We start from the raw sequence: 14,447 nt of genomic DNA, 5'->3' as shown, positions 1-14,447 counted from the left end.
CCTGGCGAAATGACTGGAGCGAGCGGCGATGCAGGAATTTACACGGCAACAGAATCCGAAGTTTCTGGCGTTCAAGGAGGAAGCGGCCCGCGCGCTCGCCGTAACTCCGACACTGACCCGTCTCGACTGTCTCAATCCCGTTAAAGCTGTCTCGCACACCTTCGACACATCACCCGTGGGCATTGGAGCGGACGCCGCTTGGGAAGCTTACCTTGGTCACTCGGTTGAGCACCGCATCCATACACGCGGCGTGCGTGACTCTCTTTTTGTTCTGTTTGAATGGCTGGCCGCACATGGTCGCTCGGTGGCCATGCCGTCGGATGTATACCCGGTTTACAGACAAATTGCAGATAAGGCCGGCATCCGTTTCACGACTTACCCTACCTTGCCCCTTTTCAATATCACGTCCGCCCTCGCGTCGGCTGCCGACGATTGCCTGCTGTTGACAGCCCCCCTCTCGCCCCTCGGGCGCGACCTGACGGATACAGAAGTTACAATCCTTGAGGAATGGCTCGGCGAACACCCCGAACGATTTCTGATCCTCGACCGTGTCTACGACTACGGCGGTGGGACGGATCTCCGGCGGTTAATCGCGACCAATCAGGTTGCCGTCTGCTGGTCTCTCTCAAAGTCATTCCTGTCACCCCTTGTGATGGGATTCACCGCAGTCCCTCGACAACTGACCCACCTGCACGGGCAAGAGCCGCAGCTTGAAGAGGCGGCCGCCATTCTCACGAGGCATTGTGATTTCCCTGCAGAACAGACTTCCATCTTCCGGTATCGCTGGCAAAAGCTCACACCACTCTTGTCGTCGCTCGACCCGAACTGGCTGCCGCCGAGAACCGGATATCTCTCCGTGCTGCGGGTCCCCCATTCAGACTTACTCGCGCGCGGGATCCTCGCCGTGCCTGGTCCGATCTACGAAGCAGACGACGAGATTTCTGTTGTCTCGTGCCTGCACGAAACCGTGGCTTTCGACGACCTGAAAACGGTGATCCGATTCCACGCGACTGTACTCTCCAACTTCGCCCGAGGCTACGACAAGTATGCTCGTACCTACGACAAGAACGGCATTCCCGAGTCACGTTTTCCGAACCAGTTTTACCTTTTGAAAGAGGCAGACCTGGGAATAGGAATCGCCAGGGCAAACCAGTTACGGGACAAGCTCGGTGGTGGTCGAATCATTGTCCTGCGGACGTGCGTGACCAATCATGCCCTGCAGCCGAACGAGCGAACCGGACTGGGTGATTGGGTCCCCGGCAGTCGGATCGAGGTGGATGGCGTTTATGATGAGCGACTCAATCCACTGGAGATCGAGGACGTCTACGCCGACTCGCTTGAGGCGCACGGCGGCTTGCGACCGTGGTCCAGCGTCGTGCCGAGATCACTGTCTGTCCTGCCGATCGCGAGCGCCTGCCAGGCGAAGTGTGCGTTCTGTTTTTCACACTCGTCGGTTTCGCTGGATCAGACGCAGGGACTGCTGACGATACCCAGAGTCGCGGAGATGTCCGCGCGGGCGGCAGCAGCGGGTGCGTCCCGGTTTGTTATCACCGGAGGTGGCGAACCGACACTGCTCGCTTCCGGTAAGCTGCTGGATCTGATCCGAGTTGGTGCCCGTCATTTTTCCAAAGTCGTGCTGATCACGAACGGAATGCTTCTCGGAAATTCCTCCGAAGAAGAACGAGTGCGCACCTTACGAGAGTACCGCGACGCAGGACTGGATGTCTTATCCGTTTCTCGGCACGATGCTGATCACAATTTTGCCATCATGGGGGTCGAAACCTGCTCGGAGCGCATCGCAACGTCGATCCGTGACGTAGAGGGACTCACTCTGCGCTGGGTCTGCGTGCTTCAGAAGCAGGGGGTAGGGAACGAAGCACGGTTACGGCGCTACCTTGACTGGGTAACGGAAACGGGAGCCGACGAAGTCTGCTTCAAAGAGCTGTACGTCGCTGTATCGAAGGAGTCGATCTACTCGCACACGGACTACAATTCCTGGAGTCGCGAACAGCAGGTTCCAATGAGCCTTGTGACTCGCTTCCTGGAGCAGCAAGGGGCCGCGCCGCACGGCAAGTTGCCGTGGGGAGCCCCAATCTATCGCCTGCTCTGGAAGGGTCGATCGATCAGAGTCGCAGTCTACACAGAACCCAGCGTCTTCTGGGAAAGAAGTCACGGGATCTGCCGAAGCTGGAATTTAATGGCGGACGGAAGATGCCTGGCCAATCTAGAGACCGCTTCGAGCCTGGTCGTGTAGCGGGCTGCAATTTTCAAAGACCGGCCCCTCGCCTGGAGGGCCATATTGAACGATCGGGCGGTCAAAAAGAGCGACTTTCGCTGGTGTCGAAAGCGACTCTTTCATCTGCCGGTTTCTAGAATCCGATGTTCTCTGATAGTGTATGGAGGTAAACTGAATCCCGTCAGGGTGCTGGCCGGCGCAACCGGAATCCGATGATGAAGAGTTTCTGTCACTGAAGCAGAAATCACTTGAAGGGCTCATGCATGATTCACCGACGTGACGCAATGCTGCGGATGGGAATGGCCGCTGGTGGTGCGCTGACACTTCCGGGATTGCTGGCTCATGAAAAGGCCCAGGCCAGCCAATCACCTTCCCCCTCCGCTCGATCCTGTATTTTCCTGTTCATGTGGGGCGGACAGCCCCAACAGGATATGTGGGATATGAAGCCTGATGCCCCGTCAGGCGTGCGAAGTCCGTTTCAGCCGATTCCGACCGTAACACCGGGAATCTTTCTCGGCGATCAGTTACCGAATACAGCGCGGCACGCGGACAAGTTTTCGATCGTCCGCTCAATCAACCATACTGCGACGGATCACGGCGTTTCGGTCTTTCACGCGATGACCGGTCGCGCAATGGTTCCTCCCCGCACGTTCCCCGCGAATGACCGCCGCCGCACCGACTTTCCGTCCATCGGTTCGATGTTTTCGTACCTGGGCGAAAAGTCTGCAATTCCCGCCAGCTTCTCGATCCCTCGACCCGTCGCACATGACGGGCTGCGCTATGCGGGGACGCACGCAGGCTTTCTCGGTTCACTTCACGACCCGGTCGAACTTGGCCAGGTCTACAACCACGTCGAAGTCGGCCCACGGCTCGACGAAGCCAAGTCGGCGATCCCCCTGACGCTGCCCGATGATATTTCCGTTGCCCGCCTGCAGGCCCGCACCGGTTTGCTGAAGCTGCTGGAGCAGCAGGACCGGGCCATGCAGCAAAATAGCGGGATGCGAGCTTACGGCGGTGTCTACGAAGACGCCTACCGTCTGCTGAACTCGACGGCGGTGAAACAGGCACTCGATCTGGAACGTGTCCCCGCCGCGACCCGCGATCGCTATGGACGCAATGAGTACGGTGAAAGCTTCCTCACCGCCCGGCGACTTGTCGAAGCGGGTGTCCGCATGGTGACCGTCAACTGGATGTTCATTACCCCCGCCGCCAAAGTCTATAACGTCTGGGACGCACACGGTGGCCTGGGTGACCTGGAATACGGCGCGACCGGCTATGGGATGCTGAAAGCGCATTACTGCCTTCCCGCCTTCGATAAAGCCTATGCGGCCCTGCTGGATGATCTGTCCGAAAGCGGCCTGCTCGACGAAACCCTCGTTTCATGCGTGGGCGAATTCGGCCGCACCCCTCAGATTAACGGCGCGAATGGCCGAGACCACTGGCCGTTCTGCTATTCCGGAGTGCTGGCTGGAGGGGGTATCAAAGGGGGAACGATCTACGGGGCTAGCGATAAGGTCGCCGCTTATGTCAAAGAAAATCCGGTGACTCCCGGTGACTACCTGGCCACGGTCTGCCAAGCGTGTGGTCTGGACCCCGCCCGCGAAGTCCACGATCTCGAAGGCCGCCCCTTCAAAATCTGCGACGGCGAACCGATCACCGACATCCTGAGCTGACGTCGGTTGAGAACAGGATTCTTAAAACTGGGCTGACGGCTGGATGAATTGCTCATCCAACCGGTCTCGCGCCACCGCAATCCCGAAAGGCCCCAGGTTTGAACATCACCGTCGCTGTGAGTTCAAACCGTTATGAGTTCAAACCCGGGTAACGGAAGCGAGTCGGCAGCCCTGTCCGGAATTGACCGACAGGGCTGCGAGAGTCTGGCATTACTTGTCCGACTGCCGCCGTAGCGAACTGAGAGGAACCTCGAAGCTGAACTGGTGCTCGCTGCGGGCGGGCACAATCTTGGTCCCTTCGCACAGTTCTTCCGTTGTCGGGTTGAATGTCATCGCCTCAACCCGATTTTCGGTTGGAAGAAATCGATAGAGTCGCAACCAGCCACTGCCATAGTCCTGTAACAGCTCATGCACCACGTTGCCATGGTCTCCGGCCGTTGCCGCCCGAAAAGCCTGCGTTCGACTCTGGTCTCCCGAAAAGACCGCCACCAGATTGGCGTGCTTGCGATAGCACTTCTCCCAGATCTGCTGCGGTGAGTTCCCCCGCTTGCCGTGAATCTTGCTCCATAGCATACGGCCCTTCTCCGCCGTGAAGTAATCTTCGTCTTTCTTCGGCTTGTCGCGCGGTCCCCAGCCCATGTGACACGTGATCAGAACACGACGATCGGCGTATTTCTCGAGCACGCTGTCGGCCCAGGCCAGCACGTCGTCGGGTGCATTGCACTCCAGGTGCAGGAACACCCAATCGATTCCTCCCGCCGTGAACAACTGAAAACTGTTGGCGTTGTTGCCAGAGATTTGAGGCCCCTGCTCGTTGCCCGAGTAACAGCCGCCGTACCAGTCAAAACCTTCGAATCGCGATTTTGGGAAGAACTGCTGGAAGAGAGTCGAATCCCCGGCACTGGTCATGTCATGATTGCCGACAGAGATTCCGTACGGAACTTTACCATGAATCACATCCATGCAGTCCCGGGCAACCTGCCATTGGCGGGGCTCGTCGATATCGACAATGTCTCCGACGTGACTGACAAAGACAATCTTCTGCTTCTCAAGATTTGCCGCGATCCAGTTGGTATGAGCCCGGAAGATAGAGTTCGTGACGGGGTCCGAATTGGCTTTGGTTCCCTTCGTCCCTTCCCCCTTGTAAGCCTGAGTGTCGGGAATCAGAACGATACTGAAAGAACCGGCCGGCGCCGCTGGCAGAGGTTCTGCCGCAATGGCTGCCGCCCCATTCCCTTGAACCAGTCCAAGACTGAGCAGGGCCATTCGGCAAAGACGGCTGAGTGATTGATGCATAAGGATAGCCCAGTTCAGTTTGCAGGAAGTTTTGGTTGTTCAATCCCGGAAGCGGGAATGGTCAATTCCAGGGTAAGCTCATTAGGACCTCGATCTTCCACGGTGGCAGTCAAGCCGCTCTTCGCCGGATCTCGGTACATGGCGGGAAGATAGTGAGTCTCAGTCACAGACCCGTTGGGATGTTCGATCACGATAAAGTTGGACGCGATTATCTTGTAGCTGCCGGGAACAGCTCCATCGTTGGCAGCGAAGGTCTGCAATTGAAACCGCCCCTCCGCATCGGTCACCCCTGCTGCGGCATACTGGTGGTCGTCCGGAGAGAAAACAACCCTCGTCCCTTCGAGGGGTTCACCGTCAACCAGCACATAGCCTGTCACAGGAACCGGTCGGGGCCGACCGTCACGTGAACCACTGCAACCGGTCAGCAGCAGTACTCCCCAGCACACCAGGGAGACGATTCTCTTCATCGTTATGACCCTCGATTGCGATGGATTCCATAGTCTCAGGATCACTTGTCTCTACTTCCTTTATTAAAACGAATTCACTGTTCCGGTCGTCTCATCGTCACAACCCCCTGTCAGATCGCTGACCAGACTGGACACCGGGTGGCGCGATACCAGCGGGCGTGGTGAGAAACCCGGAAATACACAATTGGTTCGCCCGGGGTTGAAGCTCAGACACACGGTTCGGTGGCGAACGAGGGAACAGAAGGTTCTTTTGTTGTGATCATCGGGCCGTTGGCATCCCATGGGAACGCCACGGCCCGGGTCCTGTTTTTCCGCACGTCACCTGTCAGAATTCGCCGACGGCCTCTCCGCCGATGATCGATCCCAGTGCTCCCCAGACGCCGTACGGACTGGGTCCAGTCCGTACGTCCGGCACGGATTGATTACCGACATCGATATTCTCACTGATGAAACGAGCCGACCCATCTGCCATCAGGACAGAAACGCCGCCGACATGCATACTGCTGGCCGGAGCCTGGCCGTCCGAATGATCATTACTGCTCTGCAGACAGTGGGGCGAGTTGGGTGGCAGTACCGTGCTGACGCCGGTGTAGGCAGTGATCCCGTTAGCCCAGCCGTTTCCTCGGAGGTTGCGGTTGGTCCCCGGAGTCAATTTGCCCGTGGCGCGATTTCCTTCCAACTGGCAGAGGATCGGGCTGTCGTAGGCGGGCCCTGTCCCGCGCGAGTTGGCGACACCCCCGCGAATCGAGTTTCCATCGTTCGATGTTGCGATCTCGGCCATGGCAATCGTATTACTCGAACCATCCGTGAGATCGCGCATGTTACGAGAGGACTGCAATCCGAACATCCCACGCATTTCTCGACGGACTGCCTGTCGCGTACTGACACTTTCCGACCCGGTAATCCGCCGCGTGTTGTCACCCCAGCAGAACGCATAGTTCGTCTGACCACCATACTTATTGGTCGTAATCACTTCGGCACTCGGACACATTAATGTCGGGATTGTCGCCATGAACGGGGGATAGTCGAATGCGGGAGTCGCCGTCGTCACTCCTCGCGGCCGTGGTCCTGCTGGCTGGAACGTCATGCCACCAAATGTCTGCACTGACGAAATCGTGTTCCACAAAGGTCCCTGATCGAGGTAGGGCAACAACAGGATGAAACCACTCGCTCGAGTGTAGTTGTTTGTCAGGGGATCACTGGTCCCCCCATCGGGATGCCCCGTCCCACCACGGCCATAAGGAAAACGATTGAACGCATCATGATAGTTATGAAGAGCCAGTCCGATCTGCTTCAGTGAATTACGGCACTGGACTCGTCGAGCCGCTTCGCGGGCCTGCTGCACCGCGGGAAGCAAGAGAGCAACCAGAACCGCGATGATGGCAATCACCACCAGTAACTCAATCAGCGTAAAACCCCCACGACGAACCTTAAGAAACATGACTTTCAATCCTCTGCGAAATCGGGCGGAACGACCCCACCTCGGCCAACAAAGACAAAGGGGCCAGGCTGTCGTTCCAGGTCGGGAATAATCAATTCGTAGCTGCGGTGGTCAGTAACAAAAGCTTTCCGAATAACACGCGATGAAGGCTGACTACCGTGAAGAGAGATGTAATTTCCGACTGCAAAGAATCGATGAAGAAACTACGAATTCTTCGTAAGACAAGCTTTTAGGAGATTGCGTACGAGCCTCCGAGACGGGGACGCGACAAGGCTCGCACAAGGAAACCAGCGCTGCGCTGAGCGATCAACGGCCTGGCAAGTGCAGGCAGGCGGACCGGGCAAGAGTGAGCTCCGGGGATCGTAAGTTCCTCCTTCTTCGGCGAGCAGCAATGCGACCGGTTGCCATCCCGATCTTGACGAACGCGCTTCCCGACACGATACTTTGCCTTGCAAAGTGAAGGACCGTTCAGCAGGTGAGAGGCGGGAAAATGGAATATCGCGAAGCGGCCGCACAGATCGATCTGATCTGGACACAGATTGTTCGGACGGAACGTTTCCGCGGTTATCGTCCCACCACGGTCGCTGCGACGGGCCTGCTGGGATTGATCGCCGCAGCAGTGCAGCCGTGGCTGGTCCCCGTCCCTGAACAGCATCCTGATGCTTACATTCAGTTGTGGTCTTCCATCGCTGTTGCCAGCCTGTCGCTGATGTTGCTGGAAGTGGGCCTCAGCTACCTGCGGAGCGAATCCCGGATAGAACGTCGGCTGACGTGTCAGGCACTTCAGCAATTCTTTCCCAGCCTGCTGGGTGGCGGCATCATGACTTGGGGGATCTCTCAGTTTCATCCGGAAAGCATTCCGCTGTTACCAGGAATCTGGGCGATCCTCTTCGCGCTCGGTATTTTTGCCTCAATCCCCTTCGTCACATCGTCCGTGATCTGGGTGGCCTGCTATTATCTGGGTGCCGGAATGATGGCACTGATGTCCGGCAGCGACGCTGCTCCATTGAGTCCCTGGCAGATGGGAGCCACCTTCGGCGGCGGGCAACTGCTGATGGCCTGTGTGCTTTATTTTTCGGAGTCACGACGACATGCCGAAGCGTAGTCCCAAATCGAATGAACCTCAGACGGGCCGCTTCGCTTATGAAGGGCTCGAGCGTTCGATGCATGAAAAGGCGAGGTTGGGGATCATGACTTCGCTGCTGACTCATCGTGAAGGTCTGACGTTCGTCGACCTGAAGCAACTGTGTGAACTTACGGATGGAAACCTGAGTCGCCATCTCGATGTGCTGCAGGAAGAAGGCCTGATCATCCAGCAGAAACAAACGGGACCCGGACGCGCTACGACACTTTGCCAGTTGTCTCCGCTGGGCCGCAAACGCTTCCTCGAATATATCGAGGCGCTGCAGCGTGTGGTGGCCGATGCTTCGGAAGCAGCGAAAAAACACGCAGCAACCGCCTCACGCCTTGGCTTCTCGTGAAACGGTTATTTTTTTGCCCCTCCACTTTGCACTGCAAAGTTCAGGAGCACCACAGATGGAAACCAGGAACCTCCCCCGAGATGCCGGGGTCGCCGTGACCGACCCTCGTTTCGGCCAAGGCCGATGGCGCGAGGGATCGTCGCTGGGGTCGAATTCGTTCTCCAAGAAACCTCAGCGAGTGTGAGACAAAAGCGGGAACTGCAACGACACCGCAGGCATCGAATGCGTCTGGAGAAACAGGTCGTCCCGCCACGCACGGAAGCGTCGTGACGTTTGTCGTCTGAATTGAGTGCGAGAATATCAAGGATCGAAAATATGCCAATGGTCGTTACCCAGCTTTGCCATGGCTGCAAAGCAAAGGACTGCGTTGCGGTCTGTCCTGCAGACTGCTTTCACGAAGGTGAGTTCATGCTCTACATCCACCCCGATAAGTGCATCGATTGTGGCCTGTGTGCACCGGAATGCCCGCAGCAGGCAATCTATTACGACGATCGCCTGCCACCCGAGTTCCGGAATGACCTGAGCCTGAATCGCCAGATGAGCCAGTGTTGCCCGGGCATCACGGCTGCCAGTCTGCATCAGGCACATTCGTCCCCGTCCGTTCCACATCCGTCATGATCACCTGACACGACGGAAGAACGGAGCGAGTTCCACTTTCGAAAGGATCATCACATGCAAACTCTGACGACAGTCATCGTGAGTTCGCTACTGATTGCCGCTGCCGGCGCGGGACTGGGATTCATGCTCATTGGCAGCCTCCACGAAGGTGCGTTCCTCATGGTCCTGCTCGGCAGCGTGGGAGCCATCGTCGGAGCCATCGTCGGAGCCGTGGCGGGGGCCGCGCAAGAGATTTCTCACGCGGTCCAGCAAAAGCGCAACTGCGAATGACCTGCTTCGCAACCCGAACCGCCAGACATCCGATCGCGGCTCGCCCCCAATCGCTTCAGCGGTCAGCGAATCCTTACCGGTTCCGGAATCCCCGCTTCACGCAGTCGGGGGGCGGGTTCACTGCGCGGCTTGATTTCCGACCGGGCGGGCTTGGCCGGTTTGACCTGCACCTGTTCAGTACTCAGTCGGCGACGGGAAATTTCCTGCCAATGTCGAATATCAATCTCGTAGGGTCCATTCGGCTGCGCATAGTCGCCGAATTCCGCCAGATACTTTTCGAGACGGCGAATCTTCTGCGATGCTTCCAGTTCGCCGGGATGATCGCTGCCAGGCGGGCGGCCCCAGACGATGTGCGAGCCCCCCTGTCCCACGAGTTCCAGAAGGACGTCGTGAGGTTCCGTCGCAGGATCGACTTCCCGTGGGATCGAGATCGCCTCGAACTTGAGCGACTGCCACTTATCAGCCAAGGTCTCCGCCAGCCGGGCCGCCGCCAGAATCGCAGGATCACTCCAGACCATCCCCGCCCGGACCCTGGGAAGGGCCGACACGCTTCGCAGGATCGGATAGTTCATCGTATCGGTGGGCGAAAAATCGGCCGTCGGAAGGACGATCCCATCGGCATCGAGCGGGACTTGGCCACCGGGGACATTGGCCAGCAGCACCGGTCGGCGGTACTTCAGCTCGATCGTGACCGATGCGGGGAACGATTTTCGGACCTGGACCACTTCGGCGACCCACGGGTGGCGACCAAAGGCCGCGGCCAGATCATCCGTCAGTGAATTCTCCAGCAGAGACAATTCGTCCGGCAGTCCGGACTGCTCGGCAACCTGGTCAATCAGATTCAACGGCACCGGTGCTGCGGGTGGAGGAACGAGCTGAACCTGCGACAACGCGATCCGGTACTCCGAACGCTGGGACAGATCCGGGAGTTTCTCGACGACGTACGGGGACGCCGCTGCAACACCCGCAAGAAGAGCCACCCGCAGCAATCTCAAAGGCTGAAACAGCCACCGAAGCCAGGGCCTGCTGCCGGAGGCGGGCTTAACCTGCGCGTTGTTCGTCTTCCTGGCACGAGCCATTTGATTGCCGCAATTAAACTGATTAACCGACGAACGTTCTCAATCTGCCGGAACTTCTGCACGTCCGTCCCTGAAACAGCGAAGGACGGCATCGCCATTCAAGGAAAGCCCCGTGCTGCGGGAACAAGTATTCGTCTCATCGGATCTCCAGCAAGCGGCAGTTGATGCCGATATCCCCCCTGTGTCTGAGTTTCCGGCGTCTCGAGGTGCACATCCGGCAAATGCGCCACAGCAGGCGCGGCAGCAGCAGGCCCATCGCCGAAGCGCAAGCGACCGAAAGACTGCTCTCTGCATGATCTGCAGCAATAACACTTCGATACAAAACGACTTCAGCCAAAATTCAGTTGACAGCCGGGGTATCATAGAAGTGGTGCAATGGCAGAAATTCTCTGTCAGCGAATCAGTCCCTGCTGTTATTATCCGCAGGAACCGGACGAGGTAGAGCTGCTGGCATCGACACCGTAAGAAGCGAATCAGGTCGACTTCTCCCCTTCTCAAGAGCGGGACAAAGCCGACGGCGAGAGCGCCCCAACTGGTTCTCAGACCCGGTTTCCGGTGATTCTTCTGGCGGCCGGGGAAGTGACTTTGAGGATTGAGGAACAGGCATGTTTCGATTCTGGACATCTGCGGTTCTGTGCACCCTGATCGCAGGGGTGGCCATCGCCAAGGAAGAAATCCCCACCAACGTCATTGCCGGTAAACAGGTCCCCGCCGACGCCAAAGTAAAAGTCGGCACCAGGCTGGTCGGGATCTGGGACAAGAAGAACTACATCGTCGAAGTGATCGAACTGAAACGCGATGGACAGATTCGGATTCACTGGGTCGGCTTCGACAAAAGTGATGATGTCGATGTTTCACCCAATGAGCTCTATTTCATCGCGGACACCACCCCGACACGCAAATCAAAGACGTCCGCGCTTCCCAAAGAGTTTCAGGCGTACGACAAAAACGGCGATGGGCAGATTGGCCTGTACGAATGGGATCGAGCCCGCTTCACCGAATTCCGGAAGCTCGACAAGAACAACGACCACTTCCTGACACCTCAGGAACTTGCCAGTAAGTCGACCCCCGTCAGTACGGAAGCGGTCGCAACCACGAAGGAAGTGACCCCGGCTGCTACCAAACCGACTGCAGCGGGTGCGACCGAGGCGGCAGAAGACCCCGGAAATCTTGAGCAGTATATCGGGATGATTGACCAGACCTTTCAGTTCAATCTCGTCGGCAAAACAGACGGCCGCGTCTTCGGGACCGGCACCTACACCACCAGCAGTGACCTGGCCACCGCCGCAGTCCACGCCGGGGTGCTGAAGGAAGGGGAAAAAGGGACCGTCAGCGTTAGTATTATCAAGTCGCCGGAAATGTTCGAAGGGTCCACCGCCAACGGTGTCACCAGCAGCGATGGTTCGGAATACACCGCTGCCTATACGATCAAGTGACACCGACGGTCAGCCGGATACGGGATTGATTCGCTCCGCTGATCGGCAGCGACATGCTCACGCGGCGACCGGTACCACTCTTCTCGAGTTGTCGTCGGCCGGTGTTCACGCGGCCCCGGGAGCGAACAGAGTCGTCACACATTCGGCGATGATCCGATTCTCGCCATAGGCACTTTCTTTTCGCAGGGCGTTCCAGAGTTCGGCCCCTCGTGCCACGGCCGTCCTTACCCGCTTGGGAAGGTGTTCCAGATCGAACTTACGGGGTGGGAACTGCCGACATTCGGCGTGCAGAGCTGCAGGAATCTCATGAATTTGCTGCACGGAGGTGAAGTCGACCAGGCCCACAAGAAGCGGATTCATGCGGCCTGCGATCATGGACCGCACATCATCCTGATAAGCGATCATCGGCTTACCGAGCGTCCACGCCATCGCCGCTTCAGAGACCGCCCCCTCGTCAGGAACACGTCCATTCAGATTCCAGACAACGGCATCGCAGGCCACGACCAACTGGTAGACATCCAGGGCGAAGATCGCCTCATGCAGGAACTGCCCTGCCAGGGCGGCTTCCCAGCCTTGTTCGATCAAGACTTCACGCACCAGACGAAATTCCATCCCGTCTCGATGAGGCAAATAGACGGAATGCCCCGCTTCCACCAGCACATCGGCAATCGCCGTCATTTCCGTCCGCTCGGATTGGTTGAAAAGAGGTCCGGCACAGTAGACGCAGAGTGATTGCATGCGAGCGAGATTCCGTCAACAAATTGCGGGTGTTACGCCACCGTCCGGCGAAGGGTTAGTCTAGCGAGTCAGCCAGCACGTCGAAAATGTCATGTTCGGACGAAATCCAGCGACTCCGTCAATCTCTTTGTCAGCTTGGACCAGTCATGTGAGTGAGACCGGTTCCCAAGGAGAACGCAAAAAAACTGATCGCCTGTCCGTCGCCTTCCCGTCTCATTCCGTGCTGGCTGACGAAAGCATTCTCAGCGACAAGGCTTCGCTGATCTCCGCGATCAGCAATTCACACAAACATCTATGGTATATGACTTTAAAGCAAATTGCAGAACGCAAAACGGCGTAAACCCATATATACCTGAGACTTACACATACCCCTCAGGTCGCTAGCAGAATTTGCTGAAGAAACAGAAAATGCGCCTGTTTGGACAAGAATACGAATGAGCGGGCCACCACAAAGAATTCCTCTATCTGTCGACACAGGTCTTCGATATCATAACGGAGATCGTTTCTCCGACACTCATCAGGCTGAACGTTTTGATGTGGATCGTGCGACTGGTTTCGATGCTGGCTCTGGCGGTAGCACTGTTGCTGCCGGCACCGCTGTTTCGGGACTGTTGCTGCGCCAAACGGGCCGAATCAACGCACGTCACTCAGCCAAAACTCAGCCCCTGCTGTCAGGCTCGGCTCGCCGCACAGAAAGCGGCAAAGCCCAAGCGTCCAGTCACGCGAGCTGTGACACACACGCCGACCGGAACCGGATTATCTCGCCCCGATTGCCAGTGTCAGTCTGCCGAGGCGGTTCCCGCCATCGTGTCGGCTCATGAGCCGTCGGCACCCCTGGGTTCGAATTCCCTGCTGGTCGGCACCCTTGAGTGGGCCCCTTCTTTCACGGAATCGGGAACTTCTCAGACCGCGCAGCGCGATCTTTCGCGTGCTTCGGGGCCACCGCTCCGTAAGCTGCTCTGCCGTTGGGTGATCTAACACCCTTCTCTCTTCTCTGTGCCTCTGTCTGTTCAGACGTCTTCTGTGTGTCGGTGCGCCAGTCCTGAGACTGGCACGACAAATCCGGTTCAAGTTTTGATTGGTTCACGAACCACATCTCATTGCAAGAAGGAAATTCCATGTCGATCCAAAAACTCGGTACCATGCTCTGCTGTCTGTTGGCCGTTGGTGTGATGGCATTCGCTGCCGATGAAAAAGCCAAGCCATTCAAGGCCACCTGCCCCGTCTCCGGCCAGCCGGCCAAGGAAGACAAGACTGTCGATTACAAAGGTGGCAAGGTTTACTTCTGCTGCGGCGAATGCCCAGGCGCCTTCAAGAAGGACACCGCCAAGTTTGCGACCAAGGCCAATCATCAGCTCGCCGCAACTGGCCAGACCACTCAGACCAAATGCCCGCTGTCCGGTGCAAAGCTCAATCCAAATGCCAATGTCGAAGTTGGCGGTGTGAAGGTCGGATTCTGCTGCGAAAAATGCCAGGCCAAAGTCAGTGAAGCGAAAGGCGATGCCCAGGCGGAACTCGTCTTCGCCGATGCTCCCTTCGCCAAAGGCTTCGAAGTCAAGAAGTAAGATCAACTGAATCAACGGTCGATCGTTCGAAGGCAGGCAGGTCTCACAAAGACCTGTCTGCCTTTTTTCGTTGCCGTGCACTTCCCCCGCGCCAGACAGACTCCCGTCTGTGACTGCATCTTCGCCGTCCGACAGCGAGTGCTCGGT

The 14,447-nt window shown here is 57.6% G+C and carries 14 protein-coding genes; 9 read left to right on the top strand and 5 right to left on the bottom strand.

Annotated features, from left to right (window positions below):
• The first annotated feature begins 28 nt into the window (after nucleotides 1-28).
• Both ACGY09_RS14465 and ACGY09_RS14460 read left to right on the top strand, forming a co-directional pair.
• Nucleotides 29-2,254, top strand: coding sequence for an aminotransferase class I/II-fold pyridoxal phosphate-dependent enzyme (locus tag ACGY09_RS14465; protein WP_397568284.1), 2,226 nt, complete (start codon nucleotides 29-31; stop codon nucleotides 2,252-2,254).
• A 245-nt stretch (nucleotides 2,255-2,499) separates the two neighbouring features.
• Nucleotides 2,500-3,909, top strand: a complete 1,410-nt coding sequence (locus ACGY09_RS14460; RefSeq protein ID WP_373649526.1) for a DUF1501 domain-containing protein — start codon at nucleotides 2,500-2,502, stop codon at nucleotides 3,907-3,909.
• Nucleotides 3,910-4,119: 210 nt separating this feature from the next.
• Here ACGY09_RS14460 and ACGY09_RS14455 read toward each other — a convergent pair whose 3' ends face one another.
• From ACGY09_RS14455 to ACGY09_RS14445, 3 genes are all read right to left on the bottom strand, one after another.
• Nucleotides 4,120-5,205 carry a serine/threonine protein phosphatase gene (locus ACGY09_RS14455; RefSeq protein WP_397568283.1) on the bottom strand — a complete coding sequence of 362 codons (1,086 nt, stop codon included), beginning with the start codon at nucleotides 5,203-5,205 and terminating at the stop codon, nucleotides 4,120-4,122.
• Between the two features lie 14 nt (nucleotides 5,206-5,219).
• Nucleotides 5,220-5,672, bottom strand: coding sequence for a hypothetical protein (locus ACGY09_RS14450; protein ID WP_397568282.1), 453 nt, complete (start codon nucleotides 5,670-5,672; stop codon nucleotides 5,220-5,222).
• A 325-nt stretch (nucleotides 5,673-5,997) separates the two neighbouring features.
• Nucleotides 5,998-7,113 carry a DUF1559 domain-containing protein gene (locus ACGY09_RS14445; RefSeq protein WP_373649529.1) on the bottom strand — a complete coding sequence of 372 codons (1,116 nt, stop codon included), beginning with the start codon at nucleotides 7,111-7,113 and terminating at the stop codon, nucleotides 5,998-6,000.
• A gap of 490 nt (nucleotides 7,114-7,603) precedes the next feature.
• Between ACGY09_RS14445 and ACGY09_RS14440 the strand changes: the two genes are divergently transcribed.
• From ACGY09_RS14440 to ACGY09_RS14425, 4 genes are all read left to right on the top strand, one after another.
• On the top strand, nucleotides 7,604-8,218 hold the full coding sequence (locus ACGY09_RS14440) for a hypothetical protein (protein ID WP_397568281.1): 615 nt from the start codon (nucleotides 7,604-7,606) through the stop codon (nucleotides 8,216-8,218).
• A complete protein-coding gene (locus ACGY09_RS14435; protein ID WP_373649531.1) occupies nucleotides 8,205-8,594 on the top strand; it encodes a transcriptional regulator in 390 nt (129 codons plus the stop codon). Before ACGY09_RS14440 ends, ACGY09_RS14435 begins: the two co-directional genes overlap by 14 nt.
• 315 nt (nucleotides 8,595-8,909) lie before the next feature.
• The gene (locus ACGY09_RS14430) at nucleotides 8,910-9,212 is read left to right on the top strand and encodes an indolepyruvate ferredoxin oxidoreductase subunit alpha (RefSeq protein ID WP_397568280.1); all 303 of its coding nucleotides are present in this window, start codon (nucleotides 8,910-8,912) and stop codon (nucleotides 9,210-9,212) included.
• Nucleotides 9,213-9,266: 54 nt separating this feature from the next.
• The gene (locus ACGY09_RS14425) at nucleotides 9,267-9,482 is read left to right on the top strand and encodes a hypothetical protein (protein WP_397568279.1); all 216 of its coding nucleotides are present in this window, start codon (nucleotides 9,267-9,269) and stop codon (nucleotides 9,480-9,482) included.
• 62 nt (nucleotides 9,483-9,544) lie between these two features.
• Here ACGY09_RS14425 and ACGY09_RS14420 read toward each other — a convergent pair whose 3' ends face one another.
• Complete coding sequence (locus tag ACGY09_RS14420; protein ID WP_397568278.1) at nucleotides 9,545-10,561, bottom strand: cell division protein FtsQ/DivIB; 1,017 nt, start codon at nucleotides 10,559-10,561, stop codon at nucleotides 9,545-9,547.
• Between the two features lie 605 nt (nucleotides 10,562-11,166).
• Here ACGY09_RS14420 and ACGY09_RS14415 point away from each other — a divergent pair.
• Nucleotides 11,167-11,997 carry an LCCL domain-containing protein gene (locus ACGY09_RS14415; RefSeq protein WP_397568277.1) on the top strand — a complete coding sequence of 277 codons (831 nt, stop codon included), beginning with the start codon at nucleotides 11,167-11,169 and terminating at the stop codon, nucleotides 11,995-11,997.
• A 105-nt stretch (nucleotides 11,998-12,102) separates the two neighbouring features.
• Here the strand turns inward: ACGY09_RS14415 and ACGY09_RS14410 are convergent, their stop codons facing one another.
• Entirely contained in the window at nucleotides 12,103-12,735 is a 633-nt protein-coding gene (locus tag ACGY09_RS14410) for a nucleoside 2-deoxyribosyltransferase (RefSeq protein WP_397568276.1), read from the bottom strand.
• A 534-nt stretch (nucleotides 12,736-13,269) separates the two neighbouring features.
• Between ACGY09_RS14410 and ACGY09_RS14405 the strand changes: the two genes are divergently transcribed.
• Nucleotides 13,270-13,713: a hypothetical protein gene (locus tag ACGY09_RS14405; protein WP_397568275.1), complete on the top strand. Its 444-nt coding sequence runs from the start codon at nucleotides 13,270-13,272 to the stop codon at nucleotides 13,711-13,713.
• A gap of 140 nt (nucleotides 13,714-13,853) precedes the next feature.
• Nucleotides 13,854-14,300 (top strand): hypothetical protein, encoded by a 447-nt coding sequence (locus ACGY09_RS14400; protein ID WP_373649538.1) that lies wholly within the window; start codon nucleotides 13,854-13,856, stop codon nucleotides 14,298-14,300.
• Nucleotides 14,301-14,447: the final 147 nt, after the last annotated feature.

This window comes from Schlesneria sphaerica, from assembly GCF_044336245.1.
GTDB classification, from domain to species: Bacteria; Planctomycetota; Planctomycetia; order Planctomycetales; family Planctomycetaceae; genus Schlesneria; species Schlesneria sphaerica.
This window is presented reverse-complemented; position numbering and strand designations above follow the sequence as displayed.